18 protein-coding genes are annotated in these 26,147 nt (G+C 28.6%); 11 read left to right on the forward strand and 7 right to left on the reverse strand.

From position 1 onward, the window contains the following. Nucleotides 1-118: 118 nt before the first annotated feature. Nucleotides 119-2,920 (forward strand): triple tyrosine motif-containing protein, encoded by a 2,802-nt coding sequence (locus Q0731_RS11125; RefSeq protein WP_299064049.1) that lies wholly within the window; start codon nt 119-121, stop codon nt 2,918-2,920. Between the two features lie 297 nt (nt 2,921-3,217). On the opposite strand, the gene Q0731_RS11130 is transcribed toward Q0731_RS11125, so the two are convergent. From Q0731_RS11130 to gcvT, 3 genes are read right to left on the reverse strand one after another with little or no spacing between them, the layout of a single operon-like run. After that, nucleotides 3,218-4,216, reverse strand: a complete 999-nt coding sequence (locus Q0731_RS11130) for a metal-dependent hydrolase (RefSeq protein ID WP_299064051.1) — start codon at nt 4,214-4,216, stop codon at nt 3,218-3,220. A gap of 15 nt (nt 4,217-4,231) precedes the next feature. Continuing rightward, nucleotides 4,232-5,347, reverse strand: a complete 1,116-nt coding sequence (locus tag Q0731_RS11135) for an SDR family oxidoreductase (protein ID WP_299064053.1) — start codon at nt 5,345-5,347, stop codon at nt 4,232-4,234. 11 nt (nt 5,348-5,358) lie between these two features. Further along, complete coding sequence (gene gcvT, locus Q0731_RS11140; RefSeq protein ID WP_299064055.1) at nt 5,359-6,444, reverse strand: glycine cleavage system aminomethyltransferase GcvT; 1,086 nt, start codon at nt 6,442-6,444, stop codon at nt 5,359-5,361. 167 nt (nt 6,445-6,611) lie between these two features. On the opposite strand from gcvT, the gene Q0731_RS11145 reads away from it, so the two are divergent. After that, complete coding sequence (locus Q0731_RS11145) at nt 6,612-6,833, forward strand: VF530 family protein (RefSeq protein WP_299052628.1); 222 nt, start codon at nt 6,612-6,614, stop codon at nt 6,831-6,833. Nucleotides 6,834-7,144: 311 nt separating this feature from the next. Here Q0731_RS11145 and Q0731_RS11150 read toward each other — a convergent pair whose 3' ends face one another. Then, nucleotides 7,145-9,490: a type IA DNA topoisomerase gene (locus tag Q0731_RS11150; protein WP_299064058.1), complete on the reverse strand. Its 2,346-nt coding sequence runs from the start codon at nt 9,488-9,490 to the stop codon at nt 7,145-7,147. Between the two features lie 222 nt (nt 9,491-9,712). Between Q0731_RS11150 and Q0731_RS11155 the strand changes: the two genes are divergently transcribed. The 6 genes from Q0731_RS11155 (at nt 9,713) to Q0731_RS11180 (ending at nt 16,359) form a co-directional block, all read left to right on the forward strand. Continuing rightward, nucleotides 9,713-11,005, forward strand: coding sequence for a hypothetical protein (locus Q0731_RS11155; RefSeq protein WP_299064061.1), 1,293 nt, complete (start codon nt 9,713-9,715; stop codon nt 11,003-11,005). Nucleotides 11,006-11,050: 45 nt separating this feature from the next. Further along, nucleotides 11,051-11,653, forward strand: coding sequence for an alpha-ketoglutarate-dependent dioxygenase AlkB (locus Q0731_RS11160; RefSeq protein WP_299064063.1), 603 nt, complete (start codon nt 11,051-11,053; stop codon nt 11,651-11,653). A 63-nt stretch (nt 11,654-11,716) separates the two neighbouring features. Then, nucleotides 11,717-12,607: a 23S rRNA pseudouridine(2604) synthase RluF gene (gene rluF, locus Q0731_RS11165; RefSeq protein WP_299064066.1), complete on the forward strand. Its 891-nt coding sequence runs from the start codon at nt 11,717-11,719 to the stop codon at nt 12,605-12,607. A gap of 317 nt (nt 12,608-12,924) precedes the next feature. After that, entirely contained in the window at nt 12,925-14,055 is a 1,131-nt protein-coding gene (tgt, locus tag Q0731_RS11170; protein WP_299064092.1) for a tRNA guanosine(34) transglycosylase Tgt, read from the forward strand. 80 nt (nt 14,056-14,135) lie between these two features. Beyond that, entirely contained in the window at nt 14,136-15,227 is a 1,092-nt protein-coding gene (locus Q0731_RS11175; protein WP_299064069.1) for an LptF/LptG family permease, read from the forward strand. 178 nt (nt 15,228-15,405) lie between these two features. After that, nucleotides 15,406-16,359, forward strand: a complete 954-nt coding sequence (locus Q0731_RS11180; RefSeq protein ID WP_299064072.1) for an acetyl-CoA carboxylase carboxyltransferase subunit alpha — start codon at nt 15,406-15,408, stop codon at nt 16,357-16,359. Nucleotides 16,360-16,435: 76 nt separating this feature from the next. Here the strand turns inward: Q0731_RS11180 and Q0731_RS11185 are convergent, their stop codons facing one another. Beyond that, nucleotides 16,436-17,467 (reverse strand): TlpA disulfide reductase family protein, encoded by a 1,032-nt coding sequence (locus Q0731_RS11185; RefSeq protein WP_299064075.1) that lies wholly within the window; start codon nt 17,465-17,467, stop codon nt 16,436-16,438. 92 nt (nt 17,468-17,559) lie between these two features. After that, nucleotides 17,560-18,591, reverse strand: coding sequence for a tRNA (adenosine(37)-N6)-threonylcarbamoyltransferase complex transferase subunit TsaD (gene tsaD / locus Q0731_RS11190; RefSeq protein WP_299064078.1), 1,032 nt, complete (start codon nt 18,589-18,591; stop codon nt 17,560-17,562). Between the two features lie 225 nt (nt 18,592-18,816). Here tsaD and Q0731_RS11195 point away from each other — a divergent pair, with 225 nt between their 5' ends. The 3 genes from Q0731_RS11195 to gap all read left to right on the forward strand — a co-directional run bounded on the left by Q0731_RS11195 (nt 18,817) and on the right by gap (nt 25,411). Then, nucleotides 18,817-23,205, forward strand: a complete 4,389-nt coding sequence (locus tag Q0731_RS11195; protein WP_299064081.1) for a translocation/assembly module TamB domain-containing protein — start codon at nt 18,817-18,819, stop codon at nt 23,203-23,205. Between the two features lie 181 nt (nt 23,206-23,386). Continuing rightward, nucleotides 23,387-24,370, forward strand: a complete 984-nt coding sequence (gene pfkA, locus Q0731_RS11200; protein WP_299064083.1) for a 6-phosphofructokinase — start codon at nt 23,387-23,389, stop codon at nt 24,368-24,370. A 39-nt stretch (nt 24,371-24,409) separates the two neighbouring features. Continuing rightward, nucleotides 24,410-25,411, forward strand: coding sequence for a type I glyceraldehyde-3-phosphate dehydrogenase (gene gap, locus Q0731_RS11205; RefSeq protein WP_299064086.1), 1,002 nt, complete (start codon nt 24,410-24,412; stop codon nt 25,409-25,411). 244 nt (nt 25,412-25,655) lie between these two features. Here gap and Q0731_RS11210 read toward each other — a convergent pair whose 3' ends face one another. Beyond that, entirely contained in the window at nt 25,656-26,036 is a 381-nt protein-coding gene (locus tag Q0731_RS11210) for a RidA family protein (RefSeq protein ID WP_299064089.1), read from the reverse strand. Between the last annotated feature and the right edge of the window lie 111 nt (nt 26,037-26,147).

Below are 26,147 nucleotides of genomic sequence, written 5' to 3' on the forward strand. Positions count from 1 at the left end.
AAGTTTTTATAGTCACTTTTTTTTGTGTTTACATTCAAAAAAAACTAAATAAAATTATTTTTCTTCATTTGTAATAAATGACGTAAATTGCTAGCATCATACTTTTTTAAGTTTAAACATGCTAAGAAATTTATTTTTATTAATTTCTCTATCAGTTTCTGTACTAAATTTTGCACAGGAACTGCCTCCAATTAGCACCTATACTTCTCAGGATTATAAAGCAGATAATCAAAACTGGTCAATAGCACAATCTGAAAATAATTTTATTTATGCATCCAATAATAAAGGTTTATTAGAATTTAATGGATTTGATTGGAAATTGTATCCAACGCCTAATGGAAGTGCCAGTAATGTTGTAAGGGTTTTAAAAGATAAAATTTATACAGGTTTTAAAAATGATTTTGGTTTCTGGGATAAAAATGATTTTGGCGAATTATTCTATACTTCTATTGTTAAAAGTCAAAATATTAAAATCTTGGCAGGTGAAGAAATAGAAACTATTTTAACACTTAATGATTGGATACTTTTTAAATCTTCACAAAATATTTACTTGTTTAACTTAAAAACTTCGGAAGTAAAAGTTATCAATACAGCCAATAAAATTCAGAAAATATCGAAAGTAAATGGTGTTATTTACTTCCAAGAAGAAAATAAAGGTATTTTTAAAATTGAAAAAGGTGTTCCAAAACTGTTTGCAGAACATCAAATATTACAAGAAAATGTTCTTGTAGAGATTTTTAATAAAGACGATACACTTTTATTTTTAACTCAAAATAATGGCTTTTTCTATTTAGAGAATAAAAGGTTAAAAAAATGGAAAATAGCTTCAGAAGCTATTCTTAAAAATGTAACAGTTACTACTGCAAAAAATTTAGCAAACAAAGATTTTGCTTTGGGTACAGTTTCTGATGGTTTTCTGTATCTAAATAAAAATGGAGATTTTAAGTATCAAATCACAAAAAGCTCAGGTTTAAATAGCAATACTTTACATAGCATTTTTGAAGATGCTAATAACAATATTTGGTTGAGTTTAAATAATGGAATCAATTGTATTAACAATACTTCTCCTTTTAAAATTTTTAATAGAAAAACTGATTTTATAGGTTCAATTTACTCATCCATTGTTTTTAAAGACAATTTATATTTAGGAACTAATCAAGGATTGTTTTACAGAGAAGCAACTTCTAAAGAAAGTTTTACTTTTATAGAAAACACAGAAGGCACTGTTTTAAGTTTAGAAAATATTGATGGTACATTATTTTGTGGTCATACTTCTGGGACACTTGTAGTAAAAAATAACAAAGCAAGTTTTGTTTTTAAAGAACAAGGTACTTTAATGCTCAAAAAGGTAGCTAAAAACCTCATTCTTCAAGGAGGTTATGATGGGTTACATCTTCTTGAAAAAAATAATAATACTTGGCGTTTTAGAAATAAGGTTACTGGTTTTGATAACTCAATTAAATCTTTTGTAATTTCTGATTCTCATAAAATTATCGTAAACCTAGAGTATAAGGGGGTTTTTAAGCTTACGCTAGATGATGATTATCAGAATGTAATTGATATTCAAAAAGAAAAATCTCTTGCTAAAAGCCTTCATTCTTGCTTACTTTCTTATCAAGATAAAATAATATTCTCTAGCAAAGATGGAGTTTTTATTTATGATAAAAATAAAGATGTTTTTAAGAGAGACGCTATTTTTAGCCAATTAATCTCTGAAAATGGTTTTATTTCAGCAGAACTTATACCTACCAATTCTAATAAACTTTGGTCTTTTTCTAAAGAAAGTATCAAATATTTAACACAAGGGGAGTTGAGTAGTAAACCTGTTGTTAAAAGTATTCCAATTTCAGCTTCGATGCCAAAAGCTACTTATGGTTATGAAAATATCGTGTATTTAGAAAATCAAAATTATTTGATAGGAACATCTAATGGTTATGTTGCTGTAGATTTAAATAAATATAATGACCAAAATAACTATAAGATTCAAATTTATAAAGTAAATAATTTTGATTTAGCTACTTCAAAATTACAAGTTGACTTATCAGAAAAAAAAGACTTTTCTAGTAAAGATAATAATTTTGAATTCTTTTATGGAGTTCCTAATTATGATAAAACAACCAGTATAAAATACCAATATTTTATTAATGGTTTAAATGAAAACTGGAGTAACCCTTCAACAGCAAAATCTTTTTTGTTAGAAGAAATTCCTTATGGTAATTATACCTTTAAAGTAAGAGCTCTTGTTGATGGACAAGTGAAGAGTAATGAAGCAAGTTTTAATTTTGTAATTACTAAACCTTGGTATTTGTCTAATGGTTTATTACTAATTTTTGGATTGTTTTTAGCAGTATTTGTACTTACTTTTTATATTGTTAACAAAAAATCAAATCAACATTTTAAAAAGCAACAAGAGGCATTGTTAGCCAAAGCTAAAAAAGAGTCTGAGCTAAGAGAGTTTGAAAATAAGCAAAAAGTTATAAAGCTAAAAAAAGAAAAATTAGAGTACGTTACAGAAACCAAAACGAGAGAATTAGCCACTTCTGCAAAGAATATTATTAAGAAAAACGACTTTTTAAATAAGATAAAAGCTGAATTGATAAATGGAGACCCTAAAAATGTTTCTAAGGTTATTGATATTATTGACAAAAACTTAAACAATACTGAAGATTGGGAAATGTTTCAAGAAGCGTTTAACAATGCCGATAAGAATTTTATTAAGAAAGTGAAAGTGAAGCAGCCAACCTTAACGCCAAATGATATTAGACTTTGTGTGTATTTAAGGTTGAATTTATCTTCTAAAGAAATTGCTCCTTTGCTTAATATTTCATCTAGAAGTGTTGAAGTAAAAAGATACAGACTAAGAAAAAAAATGCAATTATCTCACGATGCTAATTTGAGAAAATATATTTTGGAGATTTAAACGTTAAGTTTTTATGTTATTAATAAAACTAAAAAATAAATTGAAGATTTTAAGATTCACATTTTTATCAATTATAATGATAGTAATATCTTGTACTCCAGAAGAGAATGATTGTGAAACAAAAACAGTTTGTTATCAAGGGGGTAATAGTTGTATTGAAACTCCTATTCTAGGGAAAGGAAATTGTTATTAAATGACTTTAATTAGCTTTGAAAGTTAAACTTTAAATTATTTTTATAACTATAAATTACTTGTTTCTAAAATCGTGTAAGGTGTTTTGGTTTAAGATAAGATATTTTAATTCCCCTTAATCCTTAACCAAAGTTCAGATAACATCTTTTTGCCATCTGTTTTATCTTTAGGTTCTTCTATAAAAAACGGAATTCCATTTTTGTCAACTTCAATTTTATATTTAAAAACAAAATTTGTGGCATTAAGTTCCATGCCTAAAGTACCAAAACGTAAATCGTTAAAGTATAAAATATTTTCTTTTTTGTTGATGGTATACCAACCTTTAGAAATAGCAATCATTCGTTTTACTTTTGGATGATTTGCCAATTCCCCAAGTAAATGATGATTTTTAGGGTAGCTAGAAAATTGTATCGCATTTTTATCTAAAAATGAAGAATGACCAATTAAAAAAGAAGTATCTGTTTTTACATTGGCAGTCCATAAAACGGTATTTAAAGGAGAAGGTTTTGTGGTGATTTCTTGGTATTGAATATTTTGAGAAGCTAATTCTTTGGTAAATGTTTGATAAGAAATGCCTTTTAAAATAAGTGTAAAAAGCAAATAGCAACTACTGATGATCAATCCACAATTATTATAAAAACGCCTTTTTTTAGATTCCTTTTTTTGACGCATTGCTAATATCAAAAAAAATAAAAACGGAAGTGTGTATAAAGGATCAATGACAAATACATTTTTAAACGCCAATCTAATATCTAAAGGCCAAAATAACTGAGTTCCCCAAGTTGTTTGTGCATCTAAAATTGGGTGGGTTATAAAGGTCCAAAAGAAAAGCAAAGACCAATCTTTTTTGTTTTTATAAGTTTCAAACTTTGCAACTATAAAAGCAAAAATAGGAGCGAAGACAACACAAAATAAGATAGAATGTGTAAAACCTCTATGAATTTCTAGAGCAGTTACAGTATCTGTAAAGAAAGAGGAAATAATGTCTAAATCAGGAATTGTACCACCAATTGCTCCATACAACATGGCTTTATTACCAATTTTCCTTCCTAAAACTGCTTCTCCAATTGCAGCACCTAAAACTATTTGAGTTAATGAGTCCAAGCTATAAAGATAAAATTAATAACTTTTTCTAAACTTTTTTTCTACAGCGTAATCTATTAGGTTCATAAAGTTTTCATGAACTCCTAAAGTAATATCTAGCTTTAACTCCTCAATAAACTTTATAATAAGTCCAGAATTAAACTGCAAATCAGGAATAGAGATATAATTTTCAAAAATATCTCCAATGGTTTTATAGTATAATATTTCAAAGGTATTTAAGTTATCAGGCTTTTGAGTAACATACTCGTAAGAGTTTACATTGAAAGCATCTAACACATCACCCACATAATTTTTGTGTAAAATTTGTTTAGGGTTTACAATATTTAATTCTTTAATTTTGGGGTTTATAAATGCATATAAAATTGCTTTGGCAACAAAATCTACAGGCACAATATTTAGCCCACTTTTTTTGTCAATCCAAATTCTAAAGTTTTCTTTAGATTTACGTGCATATTTTGCTAAAAAGATAGCCCAAGAGTAAAAAACATCAAACTTAGGAGTTTCGTATAAAGGAGCATCAATTAATCTACCACAAATAATACTGGGTCTTAAAATTTGAGAGGTTATATTTTTAGATTTACAGGTTTCTTTTACAAAGCGTTCACTTTCATATTTAGATTGCTCATAAGGGTTTCTAAAGTTTTTAACCTGATGTTTTTCTATACTGTCATTCACTTTTTCATTCTGAATACCAAAAGAATAGGCTGTACTAATATATATAAAACGATTTACAGCAGTTGGTAATTGCTCTAAAATTTGTTGTGTTACCAAGTAGTTTTGAGCATGTACTTTTTGTTTAGAATCGTTGGTGTTAGATAAATCTGTAGAACCAGCACAATGAATAACCGTATTAAAATGATATTGCTTTAACGTTTTTTGAGTGATGGTTAATAAATCATTAGAAATTACAGTAATCTTCTCTAAACAAGCTTCTAAAGTAAAGTTATTTAAAAAATCTGGTCGAGATTCATCTTGTAAAATAGCTAACAAACGTTGTTCTGCAGTTTTTTCATTGTCTCTTAAAACCACAAAAAGATGGTTGACTGTTTTGTCAACAATTGCTTTATATAGCCATTCAAATATTATGTGGCTTCCAACAATTCCTGCTCCACCAGTTAATAAACAATTCATGTTTTTTTTATTTATCCTTTGTAAAAAGGCAATTTTATAAGGGTTGCAGGTATTGCTTTTTTACGAATTTGAATATAAATTTGTGTACCAGATTTAGATAAAATTCTTGGTACATACCCCATACCAATTCCTTTTTTTAAAAAAGGGCTCATCGTTCCAGAAGTTACAATACCAATAACTTTTCCGTTTTCATCAACAATATCATATCCATGTCTTGGAATGCCTCTTTCATCTAACTCAAAAGCAACTAATTTTCTATCAGGTTTTTGTTCTTTTTCTTTTGATAAAGCTTCAGCGTTTACAAAGTTTTTAGTAAATTTTGTAATCCAACCCAAACCAGCTTCTATAGGTGAAGTAGTATCATTAATATCATTACCATACAAGCAATAACCCATTTCTAAACGTAATGTATCTCTTGCAGCCAAACCAATTGGTTTGATGCCAAAAGTTTCACCAGCTTCAAAAATTTTGTTCCAAATTTGTGTTACTTCATTGTTTTTGCAATAAATTTCAAATCCACCAGAACCAGTGTAGCCAGTTGCAGAAATAATAACGTTTTCAATTCCGGCAAAATCACCCACTTTAAACTTATAAAAAGGAATATCAGCTAAATCTAAAGAAGATAAAGATTGCATGGCTTCAACAGCTTTTGGTCCCTGAATTGCCAATAAAGAATAATCATTAGATAGGTTTTTTAAATCTGCCTTAAATTCTTCATTATATTTAGAAATCCAGTTCCAATCTTTATCAATATTAGACGCATTAACCACTAATAAATAAGTGTTTTCTTTAATTCTATAACAAATTAAATCATCTACAATTCCGTTATTTTCATTAGGGAAGCAACTATATTGAGCATCACCAATTTTTAATTGAGAAGCATCGTTAGAAGTAACTTTTTGTATTAATGGCAAAGCATTTTCTCCAGAAACTAAAAATTCTCCCATGTGACTTACATCAAAAACACCTACAGATTCTCTTACTGTTAAATGCTCTGCAGTTACACCCTCATATTGTACAGGCATATTAAAACCTGCAAAAGGAACCATTTTTGCACCTAAAGCTTCATGAACATTAGATAATGTAATGTTTTTCATATTTTAAATTGTAGAAATTTTGGCTAAATTATCGAAAAAAAGGCAATAAACAGTTGCTAAAAATTGTTAATATTTTTGAGACAAAAAAATAATAGCATTACATTTGATATTATCAACTAAAAAAATGATGTTGATTCCATTTTTGTAGTATCAAATTAAAAAAAATAATGAGCAAAGAACAACCCAACAATCCATTGCATGGCATTAAACTAGCAACCATGTTAGAACAATTATTTTTAGAATATGGTTGGGAAGAATTAGGAGATGCTTTAAATATCAATGCATTTAAAAACAATCCTACCTATAAATCATCATTAAAATTTTTAAGAACAACACCTTGGGCAAGAGAAAAAGTAGAGCAGTTTTATTTAAAGAATATGATTGATTAATTTTTTTTGAAGCTATTTCCAGCTTTCCACTATATCTTTTTGCTGAAAAAGCAAAAAGGATGCCGTTTCAATCTGGGCTACAATTGTTTGCTAGCTGAGTTTATACTCCTAAAAATAAGTCGAGTTTATATTTTTAACCCAATATACAAAGTTTGTAATGAAGTATAGCTGAACCCTAAAAAGAAGCTTCTAGAATGAATAAATTTTTAAACATTTTTTAGATATTTAGAAGCAATTTAGTGTGAAGGGTATAAAAACATTATTAATAATTTTAGACCTTTCAGGTTTTTTTAATAGACAATTAAGTTGGTTTAACTCGCAATAATTTGCAATACCAATTCTTTGGTTAAAGGTTTACCATTTGCCATTTTTTTGATATTTTCAAACGTAAAAACAAAATTACAGCCTGTTTTGTAATTAGAACAACCATAAGCTGTTTTTCCTTTTAAAATAGTCCCTTTTTTACATTTTGGGCAACTAATTTTATCCGAAGATTTTTTATCAGTACTTGAAGTAACTTTTTGTTTTGGCTCTAATTTCAACTTATAATCATCATCAAACCTAATTAAACCTTCAACAGAACCATTATCTGTTTTAAAACCTTTTAAATTTGTGGTACAACCTTTATCAATTAAACGAACTAATTGGTTTTCTGATACCTTTTTACCATAAATTTCAAACGGAATTTTTAAATCGCAATTATTTTTGTATTCAGAACATCCAAAGGCAGAAGAACCTTTTAAAAGACTTCCTTTTTTACATTTTGGGCATGTTTTACCTGCTACTTGTTTCGATTTTGTTTTAGACTTAGTAGCAGCAGATTGTTTATTTTTTTTATCATTTGCAACAATGTTAGCACTTGAAATTCGTTTTTTACTTTTATTAGAACGCACTTCATACACCAATTCATCTACCATTTTTTTCATGTTATTGATAAACGTTCCTGCATTGAATTCTCCTCTTTCAATTTCTTTTAAACGTTTTTCCCAACGGCCAGTTAATTCAGCAGACTTTAGTAATTCATTGTCAATAATATTTATCAAATCAATACCAGTTTGTGTAGGCAATACTAGTTTTTTCTTACGCTCAATATATTTTCTACGGAATAAAGTTTCTATGATACTTGCTCTAGTAGAAGGTCTTCCAATACCGTTTTCTTTCATTAATTCGCGCAAATCATCATCATCTACTTGTTTACCTGCAGTTTCCATGGCACGTAACAAACTAGCTTCTGTATAATTTCTTGGTGGTTTTGTTTCCTTTTCTAAAAAAGACGGTTCATGAGTTCCTTTTTCTCCTTTTACAAAGGATGGCAAAGTCAACTTTTCATTCATTTCTTTTTTAAGTTTACTTTCTTTGTTACTCTGAGCTTCACGAAGAACAAAAACAACACGCCAACCTTTTGTTAAGATTTCTTTTCCTGTTGTTTTAAAAGGTACATCAGCAGCTTTGCCAATTACAGAGGTATTAGAAACATCAGAATCTGGATAAAACACTCCTATAAATCTTCGTGTAATAATATCATAAACTTGTTGTTGATTGTATTGTAAATTTCCCTGAATTCCTGTAGGAATAATTGCATGGTGATCTGTAACTTTTTTATCATCAAAAACACGTTTTGATTTCTTTATTTTTTTACCTAAAAGTGGTTGTGTTAATTCTGAGTAATTTGTTAGTTTAGATAAAATTCCATGAACTTTTGGATACACATCATTGGGTAAAAAAGAAGTGTCAACTCTTGGGTACGTTACAACTTTCATTTCATATAATTTCTGTACCATTTTTAGCGTTTCATCTGCAGAAAAGCCAAATTTATTGTTACAATAAACTTGTAAACCAGTTAAATCGAATAATTTTGGTGCGTATTCTTTTCCTTTCTTTTTGGTAACAGAAACAATTTCAAAATCAGATTGTGCAACTTTATCTGCTAAAACTTGTCCATCTTCTTGTTTTAAAAAACGACCATCTTCATAATTAAAAAGGGTGTTTCTGTAGGTAGTTTGTAATTCCCAATAAGGTTGTGGTTTAAAATTGCGAATTTCCATGAAACGATTTACCAACATGGCTAAGGTAGGAGTTTGCACTCTACCAACAGACAATACTTGTTTGTAACCACCAAATTTAACAGTATATAAACGTGTTGCGTTTAAGCCTAATAACCAATCTCCAATTGCTCTAGAAAATCCTGCGTAATACAAATTGTCATATTGTTCAGCAGGTTTTAAGTTGTTAAAACCTTCTTTTATAGCTTCTTCTGTAAGAGAAGAAATCCATAAACGTTGCACTTTGCCTTTATAATTACACTGATTTATTACCCAACGTTGAATGAGTTCTCCTTCTGTACCAGCATCGCCACAATTTATAATAACTTCCGCTTTTTCAAATAAAGATTTTACAATATTAAATTGTTTTTTGATACCTGCATCGCCAGTAACTTTTGTGTCAAAACGATCTGGAAGCATTGGTAAGTTGTTTAAATCCCAACTTTTCCAATGAGGTTTGTAGTCTTTGGGTTCTAAAAGTGTGCATAAATGCCCAAAAGTATAGGTTACTGCATAGCCATTTCCTTCGTAAAAACCATCACGTTTTGTGTTGGCTCCTAGAATGTTAGCAATTTCTCTTGCTACAGATGGTTTTTCGGCAATACAGACTTTCATTGGTTATTTTTGTGAATTCGAAAGTAAGGAAATAATTCAAATTTTTACATTCTATCTTCTATCTTAATAAAATAAATACACATTCATTTTTTTATCAAAATTCTTAAATCTATAAAATATAATGAATATTAAAAACTATGTTTGTATTTATTTTAGATTTTTGTAATAATTAATTTAAGTTATTTTCAATTTTAAAGGCTAAAAAAAAGGTACATAGAATTTATGAAATTGATTCTTGATTTTTTTTTGGTAGGAGGTATATTAATGACTTTGTTAATTATTTTTTTACTTTTTAAACAGAAAAAGAGAGAATTACCTCAAAATATTTTATTGTTTTTTTTTGGAATAATTTTCTTTTATATACTAAATGCCTATGCAGATTTTAATGATTTAGATATTCTTAATTATCTAACATTTATTTTTGCGGATGTTATAGCCATTCTTGTTGGCCCAATAATTTATATGTATATCAAGGCTATATTTATCAAAAAATATAAGTTTACAGATTATTGGATACATTTAATTCCGTCTTTTTTTTATTTAATTTTAGTGTCAATTCCAATATTGGTTTCCTCTATTTTAAGGCGTTTTGTTTTTGATTATTTAGCGTTTGCCAATAATTATAATGATTTGTTTTTTTTTGTTTTTACTTTGTATATGTTGTTTTATTTTTCAATTTCTTTACTTCAATTTAAAAAATATAAAAAAGCTTTTAAAGATAACTTTTCTAACTTAACAGATGGCGATTTTAGATGGATATATCATTTGCTGTTAGGGTTACTTTTTATTGGATTTGTAGATTTATTAATAACGATATTAGAATTTTCTTCTTATGAAATGGTCATAGACTCTAACTTGATATTGTTATTGCCAGTCACTTTATTAATTTTATATTTGGGTTATAATGGCATAGCTCAGCAAAGAATATTACTACCTAATTTTTTGATAGAAGAGCCTGTTCAAAAACCTATAAAAAAGTCAAATAAAAAAAGAACTTCTATTTTTACTGAATCAGAATTACGAGATATTGAAAAAAAAATGAAGTTATTGTTTGAGGAAGATAAACCTTATTTAGATGAAAATGTAACCTTGCAAAAATTGGCAGAAGGTTTGTCTATAACCGATAAAAAATTATCAACTTTTCTAAATCAATATTTAAACACTTTTTTAAAAGCATTATTCACTCCTAATGTTCTATTAAATCAACAAACGATTGATAAGATGATTACCATTACAAGTTTGCCTTTTTTAAATAAGGATGAATTTATTTATGGTATAGATAATAAAGTAAATAGAGTAGAAGGTATAGGTTTGGGTATTTTTAAATTAAATACAGATTATGGCTTTGGTTATGGACATAATGGAGGTTATATTGGTAGAGCTGCAAGAATGTGGTATTTTCCTGATGATAAAAAATCGATTGTATTTATGATAAATGCAACAGGTACATCAATAAAAAATATTACCAGAGAAATTTTTAGAAATGAAATGTTGGCGCTTTTGTTTGAAGATTAAAACTTTTTAAAAAAATAGTCCAAGTTAAATGTTTATTTTTATTGTATGGATTTATTCTCTATAGAAACAATAAAAAATATTTTACCTTTTGATGGCATCACAAATTATCACGGAACTATTTTAACCAATAAACAATGTGATTTTTACTATCAAAAATTGATGGAAACCATCGATTTTAAAAACGATGAAGCGATTATTTTTGGTAAAAAAATTATTACCAAAAGAAAAGTAGCTTGGTATGGAGTATCTGAATATTCCTACACCTATTCAGGAATTACAAAAACAGCGATTATTTTTACTGAAGAATTATTAAAACTCAAAGAAATTGTAGAAAAAGAAAGCGGAGAAACGTATAATTCGTGCCTTTTAAATTTATACCATTCAGGTGATGAAGGAATGGCATATCATTCAGATGGAGAAAAAATGCTAAAGAAAAACGGAGCAATTGCATCCCTATCTTTAGGTGCAGCACGTAAGTTTTCTTTTAAACACAAAGAAAATAAACAACGTATAGACATCATTTTAGAAAATGGTAGCTTATTGGTAATGAAAAAAGGCACACAAACCCATTGGTTGCACAGATTGCCACCCACTAAAAAAGTAAATAACCCAAGAATTAATTTAACTTTTAGAACAATTGCATTGTAATTTTCTCTTCAAGGGGTTTCAACCCCTTAAAATAGTTTGTACTTTTGTACAAAATTAAACCTTTTGGCAAACAATAATCAAACATCTATCAACCTAAATAAATACATCAGTTCTTCTGGTATTTGCTCACGTAGAGAAGCAGAAAGGTTTATTAATGAAGGCAGAATTACCATCAATGGAAAACCAACACAGTTAGGAAACAGAGTAGGAAAAAAAGACGTTGTAAAGTTCGATGGACGATTAGTAACGCCAAAAAACGCTACGTTATACATCGCTCTAAATAAGCCAGTTGGCATTGTTTCTACAACTGATGACAGAGAGCCCAACAACATAGTAAAACACGTAAATTACCCAGAAAGATTATTCCCAATTGGCCGTTTAGACAAACCCTCTGAAGGTTTAATTTTTTTGACAAATGATGGAGATATTGTCAATAAAATTTTACGAGCTGGAAACAATCACGAAAAAGAATATTTTGTTTCTGTAAACAAATCGATTACTAATGATTTTATTCAAAAAATGGGGAATGGAATTCCTATTTTAGGCACAGTTACCAAGAATTGTTTGGTAGAAAAAGTGAGTGATAAAATTTTTAAAATTGTTTTAACTCAAGGTTTAAATCGTCAAATTCGTAGAATGTGTGAGTATTTAGACTACGAAGTTACCAAGTTAAAACGAACTCGAATTATGAATGTTGAGTTGGGCTATTTGCAAACAGGAGATTGGCGTGAGTTAACAGAAGATGAAATGAAAGAAATTAATAAAATGATTTCAACTTCTTCTAAAACTGAAGAAGCATCAATAGTAGATAAAAAACCAAAAAAACAGTCAAAACCAAAAAGAGAAGCAGCATCTAAAAACGATTTCAACAAAAAAAGTGCTTCTTTTAGAAAATCATCACCAAAAAACAAAAGAAATAATTCTAAATTTTCGTCCAAAAAGAAACGTTGGTAAAAGCTTTTGGGCGTTCCCTTAGAGGTCAGGCTTTCACTAATCGCTTTTTTGTGAAAAACAAAAAAGAGCTCAAACAGGTAGCCTGTCTTGAGCTAAGTCGAAAGATTCAATCCTTAACGCACATTTTTGCTAGTTAAAAGCCATCTTAAATTTTAATTCTTTTTAACCTTTAAAAATCAGAATATTATTAATTTAAGAAAATAAAAGATTTAAAATCTACCTTTCTAATTTATAAAAAAACTATTTTTTTCTTAAAAGTATCTAAATTCCTTTTCTTTAATAAGGTTAGCATGGGCTTTTTACTATCTTTGCCAGCAATGAAATTCGACTTAAAATTAACCGACCCCAAATCTAAGGCAAGAGCAGGATCTATTACTACAGATCATGGAGTAATAGAAACCCCAATTTTTATGCCTGTAGGAACTGTTGGAACCGTAAAAGGAGTCCATCAAACAGAATTAAAAAACGAAATAAATCCAGATATTATTTTAGGAAACACCTATCATTTATACTTACGACCAGGTTTAGATATTTTAGAAAAAGCAGGTGGTTTACATAAGTTTATGAATTGGGATCGTAATATTTTGACAGATTCAGGAGGGTATCAAGTATATTCTTTATCAGGAAGAAGAAAAATTAACGAAGAAGGTGTAAAGTTTAAAAGTCATATTGATGGTTCTATGCATCATTTTACACCAGAAAACGTTATGGAAACGCAACGTACAATTGGTGCAGACATTATTATGGCATTTGATGAATGTACCCCTTATCCTTGTGATTACAATTACGCAAAACGATCTATGCACATGACACATAGATGGTTAGATAGATGCATCAATCACTTAGAAAAGTTACCTTTTAAATATGGTTTTGAACAAACTTTTATGCCAATTGTGCAAGGAAGTACCTACAAAGATTTAAGAAGACAATCTGCAGAATATATTGCCAATTCTAATCAAGTTGCCAATGCAATTGGAGGACTTTCTGTAGGAGAACCTGCAGAAGAAATGTATGCCATGACAGAGGTGGTAACAGAAGTTTTGCCAGAAGACAAACCACGTTATTTAATGGGTGTTGGTACACCAATTAATATTTTAGAAAATATTGCTTTAGGTATAGATATGTTTGATTGTGTAATGCCAACCAGAAACGCAAGAAACGGAATGTTGTTTACAGCACATGGAACGATCAATATTAAAAATAAAAAGTGGGAAGATGATTTTTCTCCAATCGATGATATGGGAATAACTGGTGTAGATACTTTTTATACGAAAGCTTATTTACGTCACTTATTTGCAGCAAAAGAAATGTTGGGGAAACAAATTGCCTCAATTCATAATTTAGGTTTTTATGTTTGGTTAACACGTGAAGCAAGAAAACATATCTTAGCAGGAGATTTTAGAGAATGGAAAGATAAGATGGTAAAACAAATGGATAAACGCTTGTAGCATTAGGCAGTAAGCAGTTTTCAGTAGCAGTAAAAAAAGTAAAACTATTTAGTTTACAGTTACACAATTACACAAAATAGGTGAGAATAATAGATTGGTACATATTAAAAAGATTTTTGGTAACATTTCTGTTTACCTTATTAATATTGATTCCTATTGCAGTAGCCATAGATATATCAGAAAAGATTGATAATTTTTTAGAGCATGTAGATTTAGGTTTTTATCAAATTGTAGATGAATATTATAAGAATTTTATCATCTATTATGCCAATACCTTTATGCCTTTGGCTTTATTTATTGCTGTAATTTTATTTACATCAAAATTATCTAACAATACAGAAATTATTGCCATTACAAATGCAAAAGTTTCATTTGCACGTTTTTTATACCCTTATTTTCTAGGTGCTACTTTAATAACTATTATTTCTTTATTAATGAACCATTTTGTGGTACCAACGAGTAGTAAAGAAAGAAAAAAGTTTGAAAGAGAGTATATTAAAAGTAGAAGGCAAAAAAATGAGCTCATACAAGTTAAAGATTTTAGTTTACAATTAACAGACAGTACTTATATTTTTATAAGGTCTTTTAATACAAATACAAAATATGGATCTGATTTTACTTCTGAAGTTTATAGTGGAATTGAATTAAAATCTAAATTAGTAGCATCCAATTTTAGATATAATGACAAAGACTCTACATTTGCATTAACCAATTGGAAGTTGCGTAAACTTTTTAAGGATAAAGATAGTATTTTTTCTGGGGCTAAAATTGATACCGTATTTAACTTTACACCTAAAGATTTAATTTACAAATCTGCATTAGCACAAGAAATGCCATCTGGTGAATTAATTAAATTTATAGACGTTTCTAAGAAAAGGGGCGTTAAAAACTTAAATGCATATTTAGTAGAATTTCACAAAAGAACAAGTTTACCAATTGCCTCTTATATATTAACAATTATTGCTGTTGCCTTAGCTTTTAGAAAAAGAAGAGGAGGTACAGGTGTTAATCTAGCACTGGGTATTGCTATAATGTTTTTGTACGTTTTTTTGATGAGAATATCAGAAGTTTTAGGAGCAGTTGCAGGTGTAAATTCATTTGTATATGTTTGGATGCCCAATTTATTTTTTGGAAGTTTGGCAATGTATTTCTTTGTAAAAGCTAGAGAGTAACTTTAGAAAAGTGGCTAATTTTTTTTAGTATTTATAATGATATTATTTGCTAATAAATTTTTTTGAATAATAAAAATATAGTTAAAACTGTTATAAAAAAGTAATGCGTTTTTAAATAAAACAAGTAATTTTATAGTATGTTTGTCTTAATAATCAATAAAAATCAAATCATTACAATATGGAATATTTAGATTTTGAAATGCCTATTAAAGAGCTTTTAGATCAACTAGATAAATGCCAAATTATAGGTAAAGAAAGTGATGTAGATGTAAGTGCTACTTGTACTAAAATTCAAAAAAAACTAGATAAAGCTAGAAAAGATATTTATAAAAACTTAACGCCTTGGCAAAGAGTTCAATTATCTAGACATCCAGACAGACCTTATACTTTAGATTATATAAAAGCACTTTGTGGAGATACTTTTATGGAACTTCATGGAGATAGAAATGTAAAGGATGATAAAGCCATGATTGGTGGTTTAGGTAAAATTGGCAATCAATCTTTTATGTTTATTGGTCAGCAAAAAGGGTACAATACCAAAACACGTCAGTACAGAAATTTTGGAATGGCAAACCCAGAAGGATATAGAAAAGCCTTACGTTTAATGAAAATGGCAGAGAAATTTAATATTCCTGTGGTTACTTTTTTAGATACTCCAGGTGCATATCCAGGATTAGAAGCAGAAGAACGTGGACAAGGAGAAGCTATTGCTAGAAATATTTTAGAAATGACTCGTTTAAAAACTCCAATTATTACCATTGTTATTGGTGAAGGAGCTTCTGGTGGAGCTGTAGGTATTGGAGTAGGAGATAGAGTGTATATGATGGAAAATACTTGGTACACTGTTATTTCTCCAGAATCTTGTTCTTCTATTTTATGGAGAAGTTGGGAGTATAAAGAACAAGCAGCAGCAGCATTAAAATTAACAGGAACTGATATGAAAAGGTTAAAGTTAATTGATGGGATTATTAAAGAACCTTTAGGTGGAGCCCATACTAATAGAAAAGATGCTTTTATTGCTGTTGAAAAACAAATTCTTAGTGCTTTTGATGAATTAAAAGATTTAAATGACGCAGATTTAGTGACTAAAAGAATGGGTAAATATGCAGAGATGGGAGTTTATAAAGAATAGTTATTGTAAACATTTATAATACAAAAAAGGCGAAATCTATATTTAGATTTCGCCTTTTTTAATGACTTAATGTTTTTTATAAATTCAAAGAATTTAACAACTCTTTTAAATTTGGGTCAGAAGGTCTTGGTGCATTTGCATCTACAATATTTCCTGCAGGATCAATTAAAATAAAACGTGGTATACCAGAAACTTGATAGGCTTGTTGAAAGCTAATATCTTGTCCAGCCCATAATTGAACCCCTTTCATTTGTTTCTCTTTTACAAAATCTCTCCATTTTTTTTCTGCAGCTTCCCAAGAGCCACCACTTCTTCTAGCTTCATCAGTAGAAATACTAACAAATTCAATGTTTTTATTATGATATTCTTTTTCTAAGGTTGATAAAAATGGAATTTGTTGTACACAAGGTCCACACCAAGTAGCCCAAACATCTATATAAACGTATTTCCCTTTAAAAGAATCTAAAGATTTTTTTCCACCTTTAATAGCTACATAATCCTCAAATTTAGGAGATGGGTTTCCCCTTTTAAATTTTTTATTTGAGGCATAGTTGTTTTTTAGGTAACTAATTATTTGTTTGCTTTGTTGGTTTGCTTGTTGTACCAATGTACTATCTAAATTACTATAAGAAGACAAAATACTATCTTGTTCTTTTTCTATAGAACTTATTTTAGTATTAAAAGGACCTTCATCTAATTTAAAAAGATCATTAGGGTTTCCTATTTTTTGAGTTGTTTTAATTTGAGCTAAAATAAATTCAGAGTTAACAGCTCCTTTCCCAGAATATTCAAAATTTGTCATAGGGTTTTCTGCATTCCCTTTAATAGAAATATCAAAACCATTTTTTAAAAAAATCGGAATTCTTTTAGTGCTATTCACTTGAAAAGTATAAATATCAGCTTTCGCTACTTTTAAAGTATCTTTAAAAGAACCATCTTCTTTTATAGAAATCTGTTTAATTAAACCAGTTCTTCCATAAATTGTTACTATAGAGTCTTTATTATTTTCTAGTTTACCAGATAAAGATAAATATTCTTTGGGGTGTTCTTTAGTGCAAGAGCTAATAACTACTAACATTGTAAAAAGCACAAAACTTAATTTTTTCATTTTTTTTAAATCTTAATTTAATTACAAATATATTGTATTTAGACGTACTAAATAATTAAAATTATCAGTAAAAATAGTACTAGAGTAATTTTTTAAGAGTTTTCTGTAACTTTTAAACGAGCTTTTGCTGTTATAGAAACATCAGAATAATTGTTGGTTAAAAATTTTAAATAACCAGTAATGGCAATCATTGCAGCATTATCTGTTGTGTATTCAAATTTAGGAATATAGGTTGTCCAACCAAAATGTTTCTCAGCTAAATGTAACCGATTTCTTATTTCTGAATTGGCAGAAACTCCCCCAGCAATAGCAATTTGTTTAATACCAGTTTGCTTTACAGCATTTTTTAATTTATCCATTAAAATTTCTACAATGGTATATTGAATAGAAGCACAAATATCATTGAGGTTTTCTTTAATAAAATTGGGGTTTATTTTTATTTGTTTTTGAATAAAATATAAAATTCCTGTTTTTAAACCACTAAAACTAAAATCTAAATCGCCCACTTTTGGTTTTGTAAAAGCAAACGCTTTTGGATTGCCTAATTGAGCATATTTATCTATTAAAGGCCCTCCAGGATAAGGAAGCCCTAGTATTTTAGCAGATTTATCAAAAGCTTCACCAACAGCATCATCAATAGTTTCTCCTAAAACTTCCATTTTAAAATGATTCGTTACTTTAACAATTTGTGTATGTCCACCACTAATTGTTAAACAGATAAAAGGAAAAGGTGGTGTTTTGTGAGTCTTTTCTTCAATAAAATGTGATAAAATATGAGCTTGCATGTGATTTACATCTATTAAAGGTACTTTTAAACCCAAAGCCAAAGACTTTGCAAAAGAAGTACCTACCAATAATGAGCCCATTAAACCTGGTCCTCTTGTAAATGCAATTGCACACAACTGTTCTTTGCTAATATTTGCTTGGGCTATAGCTTGTTGAACAACAGGTACAATATTTTGTTGATGAGCCCTAGAAGCTAATTCAGGCACAACACCTCCATATTTTGCATGTATTTCTTGGTTTGCAACTACATTACTTAACACTTTTGCGTTGCAAGTTACAGATGCACTTGTGTCATCACAAGAAGATTCTATACCCAATATGTAAACCTGTTTTTCCATTAAAATTGATAATTTAGAGCAAAACTAAGAATAATTTTATGTTGTCGCCTTTTTTTAAGAATAGAAATTTAATTCTTTGTTAAATTTGCACGTTCTTTGTAGTAAGTGGCAATGTTTTTGCTTTATGAGTTATATTGTTGCTTTCATTTTAAATAGAAAAAGGTTATCAAAAGAGTTGTAAAAATAGTACTGAAATGGTCGGGGTATGTTGTACTCTTTTTACTATTGATTAGTGTTTTATTATCTATACCAACAATTCAAACAAAATTAGCCAAGTACACTACTCAAAAACTTAATCAAGATTTTAATACCAATATTTCTATAGAAAAGATTGATTTATCTTTTCTAGGAAACGTAGAGTTAAAAGGTGTTGAAATTAAAGATCATCATCAAGATACTTTAATTTTTGTAAAAAAGTTAAGCACTTCCATTTTAAACGTTAAAAAGGTTTTAGAAAATAATGTTAATTTAGGTGCTATTTATATTAATGGAGCCCATGTTTATATGAAAACATATAAAGGAGAAACCAATGGTAATATGGGGGTTTTTATTGATAGTTTTAGTGATGGTTCTCAAAAAGATTCTTTAGCAACCCCATTTACATTAAAATCATCTAATGTGTATCTTAATGATTTACATTATAAAATATCGAACGATAATAACAGCACTCCACTCTCATTTTCTGCAAAAAATATTGGAGGAAGTTTACAGAATATGATGATTGCTGGACCTAATTTTTCATCAAAAATAAGAGGTCTGTATTTTATAGATAATAAAGGTTTAGAGGTAACCAGTTTAACTACAGATTTTTTGTATTCTAAAACAGCAATGCTTTTTAATAATACAACATTAAAAACCAAAAAATCAGCAATTAAGGCGAATATAAATTTCAACTATAAAAAAGAAGATTTAGCATCCTTTAACGATAAAGTTAATATAAATGCAACCTTTTATAAAAGCGATATTTCTATACCCGATTTAAAAAAATATTACCATGAGTTAAATGGGGATGATGTAATAACACTTTCTGGCGATTTTAATGGAAAATTAAATAACTTTTCTTTGGATGAACTTTTTTTAACATCAAAACATGGTATAAAAATAATTGGAGATTTAGATTTTGTAAATGCAGTAAACTTTGAAAGAGGATTTGTCTTTAAAGGAGATTTAAAAAATTTAACCACTAAATACCTAGAGTTAAAAAATGTTTTGCCAAATGTATTAGGAAAAACATTACCCAGTGAGTTTAAAAAGTTTGGAGAGTTTACAATTGCTGGGAAAGTAAATGTAACTCCAAACAAAATTATTGCTGATGTAGATCTAAAATCAGAAATTGGTGGAATTATAACTGATTTACAAATTTCAAATATAAATAATATAGATTATGCAGCTTATAATGGAAAAATACTATTAAATAACTTTAATGTTGGGCACTTGTTTAATAACCCTTTATTTGAAGAGGTTTCTTTAAAAGGAAATGTGAAAGGAAGTGGTTTTACTTTACAAAACATCAACACATCTTTTATTGGTGTAATTTCTGAACTTAATTTTAAAAATTATGAGTATCATTCTATTGATGTAAATGGACAATATCAAAACAATAAGTTTGATGGAGAGTTAAAAATTGATGATGATAATTTTAAAATGGACTTTAATGGTTTGGCAGATTTGTCTTCTGATGTAAACAACTTCGATTTTAAAACTGATATCAAATATTTAAACTTAAAAGAAACAAACCTTTTTACAAGAGATAGTATTGCTGTCTTAAAAGGAAATATTGAGTTAGATTTAGAGGGCAATACTTTTGATGACATTACAGGAAAAGCCACTTTTAAGAATATTCTATATACAAATCAGAAAAAAGAATTCAATTTTAAAGAATTTAATGTTTCATCTTCTTTAAAAGATAGCATTAAAAGAATTGAAGTATATTCTAAAGATATTGCCAATGGTTACCTTTCTGGTAATTTTACTTTTTCAGAATTGTTGCCAGTTGCCCAGAATGCATTGGGTAGTATTTATACAAATTATAAACCTTTTAAAGTAGCACCACACCAGTTTTTAGATTTTAATTTTACAATCTATAATCAAATAGTAACTGTGTTTTTTCCAGAGATTTCTATTGATGATAAAACCAAGATTAAAGGAAAAATAAAAGCAGATAAAAATCAATTAAGACTTACTATTTCATCCCCTAAAATTGATGCTTATGGAAACGAAATAAAACATATATTATTAAGAACAGACAATCAAAATCCGCTTTATAATTCTCACTTAACAGCATCAGAAGTTAAAACAAAACATTATAATGTTTCAAAATTAAACTTACTGAGTTTAAATCAAAATGATACTTTATATTTTAAATCGATATTTAAAGGAGGAGTTAAAAAGGATAAAGATTTTAATCTCGATTTTTTCTATACTTTTAATCCAGAAGGAAAATCTGTAGTAGGTTTTGAAAAATCATCCTTTACCTTTAAAGAAAATGTTTGGAATATTATTCCCGATCAATTAAATGAAAATAAAGTTACTTTTAAGTTAGATGAAAATGACTTTAATTTTAGTCAATTTAAATTGATATCTGGAGAGCAAAAAGTAGCTTTTTCTGGTAGTATAAAAGGAGATACTGAAAAAGTATTTTTAGCAGATTTAGAAAAAGTAAAATTGCAAAGTTTTTTGCCAACAATAGATAGTTTAGCTTTAAAAGGCAAGTTATCTGGTAATTTAAATTTTGTGCAAAAAGCGGGAGTTTATAGTCCAGAAGCAAAGGTTTCTATAGAGCATTTTGAGGTAAATAATTTAATTCAAGGTAATTTATTATTAAATATAAAAGGGAATAATTCTTACGAAAATTATAATGTAGATATATCTTTAAAAAATAAAAATGTAAAAAGTATCAATGCAACAGGTTCTTTAGATTTTTCAGAAAAAAGACCTTTAATAGATTTAGATGTAGATTTACAAGAGTTTGGTTTAAATGCTTTTAGCCCACTTGGTAAAGATGTTTTATCCTCTTTAAGAGGAACAGCAAGTGGAGGTTTTTCTTTAAAAGGTTTTTTAAGAAACCCTGAAATGGAGGGGGCACTTTCACTTAAAAATGCAGGTTTAAAATTTCCTTACCTAAATGTAGATTATAATTTTGAAGGAGAATCATTTATTTCTTTGCAAGAGCAATCTTTTATTTTTGAAAACATTAAGCTTACTGATAGCAAACATAAAAGTAAAGGAAAACTTAAAGGGGATATAACGCATTTAAATTTCGAAAAATGGATTTTAAATATTGACATAGAAGGAAATGATTTTTTAGTTTTAGATACAGAAAATAATGATGATGCTTTGTACTTTGGTACTGCATTTATAGATGGTACTGCAAATATTACAGGCCTAACAGATCAATTAACTATAGACATTAATGCAAAAACTATGAATGGAACCACCTTTGTTGTTCCTTTAAAAGACCTAGAAACTGTTAATAGTTATAAATTAGTTCATTTTAAATCAGGTGAAATAGCAGTTGATGAAAAACAGCAGCAAATTGCTTTAGAGTCAATTAAAGGTTTGTCTTTAAATATGAATCTAGAAGTTACTAAAGATGCAACTGCACAAGTAGTAATTGATGAGGAAAGTGGAAGCCAATTAAAAGGTAATGGAACAGGAAATTTAGATATTAGAATTAATACACGTGGTAAGTTTGAAATGTATGGAGATTATGCCATAAATAGTGGAGTTTATGATTTTAAATATGGAGGTATTGTAAACAAACCATTTCTTATTCAAAAAGGAGGAACCGTTTCTTGGAACGGAAATCCTTATGAAGCAAATTTAGATGTAATTGCAATTTACAAGGCAAAAGCAAATCCTGCTGTTTTGTTAAATAATTTTAATTCTAATAGAAAAATTGAAGTAGATTTGGTGACCAAAATAACAGGAGGCCTATTTAGCTCTACTCAAGAATTAGACATTCAATTAACAAATGTAGACCCTACAATTGCAAGTGAGTTAGAATTTATTTTGAATGATAATAATGTAAATGAAAAAACAACACAGTTTATATCTTTATTAGCTTTAGGAAATTTTACAAACCCAGATAGAGTAGATTTTAACGCAGGACAAACTATTTCTAATACAGCATCAAGTGCATTTGCAGCCGCATTTTCTAGTTTACTAAATAATCCTAATGGAAAATTTCAACTAGGTTTAGATTATCAGCAAGGAAATTTTGGGAATGAAATAGAAAATTTAAATACAGATAATCAGGTTGATGTTTCTGTAAGCACACAATTAAGTAACAGAATAATTATTAATGGAAAAGTAGGAGTGCCTGTAGGTGCTCAAACACAAGCTAGTGTTGTTGGTGAAGTAAAAGTTGAGTTACTATTAAATAAAGAAGGTAATTTTAGAGGTACTGTTTTTAATAGACAAAATGAAATTCAATATTCTACAGAAGAAGAGGGATATACACAAGGAGTTGGACTTTCTTATCAAGTTAATTTTAGCACCCTTTCAGGGTTGTTAAAAAAAATTAGAGGTAAAAAACTGAAACCTAGAAAATTAATTGAAACTGTAAAAAAAGATACCCTTAAAAATAGCTTAATTAATTTTGAAGGGAATTAATTACAGACAAATAATTTTGATGTTTTATTATTTTTAGCCTTGTAAAATTAAAGATTGAAGAACTAATTTATGTAATTTAAACGCCCAATTTTTATACTAAAAATCACTAAAAATAGCCTAAAACGATTTCGTAATTTTATTATTTTAAATCACATTAAAGCAGTATTTTTACGTCATAAATATGAAGAAAATTAAAAAAATAGCAGTCATGACTTCTGGGGGAGATTCTCCTGGAATGAATGCAGCAATAAGGTCTGTAGTTAGAGCATGTGCTTATTATAGAGTTAGTTGCGTAGGAATATATAGAGGTTATGAAGGCCTAATTGATGCTGATTTTATAGAATTAACTGCAAGAAGTGTTAATAATATTATTAACAAAGGTGGTACAATTTTAAAGTCTGCAAGATCTACAGAATTTAGAACAAAAGAAGGAAGAGCAAAAGCTTTTGAAAACTTAAAAGAACAAGAAATTGAAGCCATGGTTGTAATTGGTGGAGATGGATCTTTTACAGGAGCAGTTATATTTAATGAAGAATATAAATTTCCAGTGATTGGTATTCCTGGAACCATAGATAATGATATCTTTGGTACTACACATACTTTGGGGTATGATACTGCCTTAAACACAGCAGTTGAAGCTATTGATAAAATTAGAGATACTGCATCTTCTCATAATAGATTGTTTTTTGTAGAAGTTATGGGTAGAGATGCTGGTTTTATAGCATTAAATGCAGGAGTTGGAGCTGGAGCAGAAGAAATTTTAATTCCTGAAGAAAACTTAGGGTTAGATAGAATGCTAGAATCTCTTAAGAAAAGCAGAAGAACAGGTAAGTCTTCTAGTATTGTTGTTGTTGCAGAAGGAGATAAGTCTGGTAAAAACGTATATGAACTAGCAGCGTATGTAGAAGAAAATCTTCCAGAATATGATGTTAGAGTTAGTGTTTTAGGCCACATGCAAAGAGGAGGTTCACCATCTTGTTTTGATAGAGTTTTAGCAAGTAGACTAGGTGTTAAATCTGTAGAATTGTTGTTAGATGGTAAAACAAACTTAATGGTAGGTTTAAAAAACAACGAAGTAATTAGTACAAGTATAGCAGAAGCTATAAAAGGCGGACATTCAATAAATCAAGAACTTTTAAGAGTTTCTGATATTATGACAACATAAAATAAATTAATAAGTAAATAAATTAAAGTTTATAATAAGATGATTAAAATAGGAATTAACGGTTTTGGAAGAATTGGAAGATTAGCATTCAGATCTACAGTAAATAGACCAAACGTACAAGTAGTAGCAATTAATGATTTATTAGATGTTGATTATTTAGCATACATGTTAAAATACGATTCAGTTCATGGTAAATTTGAGGGTACTGTTGATGTTAAAGATGGAAAATTAATTGTTAATGGTAATGCAATTAGAATTACTGCAGAAAGAGACCCAGCAAACTTAAAATGGAATGAAGTAGATGCAGATTACGTAATAGAATCTACAGGTTTTTTCTTAACAGAAGAAACTGCAGGGAAACACTTAGAAGCTGGAGCTAAAAAAGTAGTTTTATCTGCACCTTCTAAAGATCATACACCAATGTTTGTAATGGGTGTAAATAACACAGAATTAAAAGCAGATCAAAAGATATTTTCTAATGCATCTTGTACTACAAACTGTTTGTCTCCTATTGCTAAAGTATTAAATGATAACTGGGGTATTTCAGAAGGGTTAATGACTACAGTGCATGCTGCAACAGCTACCCAAAAAACAGTTGATGGTCCTTCTATGAAAGACTGGAGAGGTGGACGTTCTGCTATTGGTAACGTAATACCTTCTTCTACAGGAGCTGCAAAAGCAGTAGGAAAAGTAATTCCTGCTTTAAACGGAAAATTAACAGGTATGGCATTTAGAATACCTACTATGGATGTTTCTGTGGTAGATTTAACTGTAAAGTTAGATAAGCCAGCTACTTATGCAGAAATTTGTGCAGCAATGAAATCAGCTTCAGAAAGTGGTCCAATGAAAGGTGTTTTAGGTTATACTGAAGATTTAGTAGTATCTCAAGATTTTGTTGGAGATACTCGTACTTCTATCTTTGACGCAAATGCAGGTATCGCATTAAATGATAACTTTGTAAAAGTTGTTTCTTGGTATGATAACGAAATTGGTTACTCAACTAAAATTGTTGATTTAATTGAATATGCTGCTTCTTTATAGTATAAAGTAGTTTTTTTACATAAATAAAAACCTGATAGAATTATTTTCTATCAGGTTTTTTTTTTAATTTTTAAAAGTTTAAAAGTTTAAAAGTTTCAAATTTTCCAGAGTTTGAAAAGGTTGAAAAAATCGAAAAGCTTATACTTTTTTAGGGGGAAAGGCAAACATTGCAAAAGTTATTTTTAGTTTTGAATACTGAATACTGAATACTGAATACTGAATACTGAATACTGAATACTGAATACTATTTAACTGCAATTGCACTAATTTCTACATTTACAAATTTAGGTAGGTTTGCAACTTCTACAGTTTCTCTTGCAGGTGCAGTTTTTTCATTAAAATAAGTTCCATAAACAGCATTTATTTCACCAAAATTATTCATATCAGAAATAAATATGGATGTTTTAATTACGTTTTCAAAAGTCATTTCAGCAGCTGCTAAAACTTCTTTTAAATTTTCCATTACTTGCTTTGTTTCTTCTTTTATGGATGCTAAAACTAATTCGCCATTATCAGGGTTAATTGCAATTTGCCCAGAAGTATATAAAGTATTTCCGCTTAATATTGCTTGGTTATATGGTCCAATAGGAGCAGGAGCTTTTAAAGTAGTTATTATTTTTTTCATAAGATTATAAGTTTCAAAGTAAAAAATTTATTTTTGCATACTGCATACTGCATACTGCATACTGCATACTGCATACTGCATACTGCATACTGCATACTGCATACTGCATAC

This window comes from uncultured Polaribacter sp., assembly GCF_947497695.1.
Classification (GTDB): domain Bacteria; phylum Bacteroidota; class Bacteroidia; order Flavobacteriales; family Flavobacteriaceae; genus Polaribacter.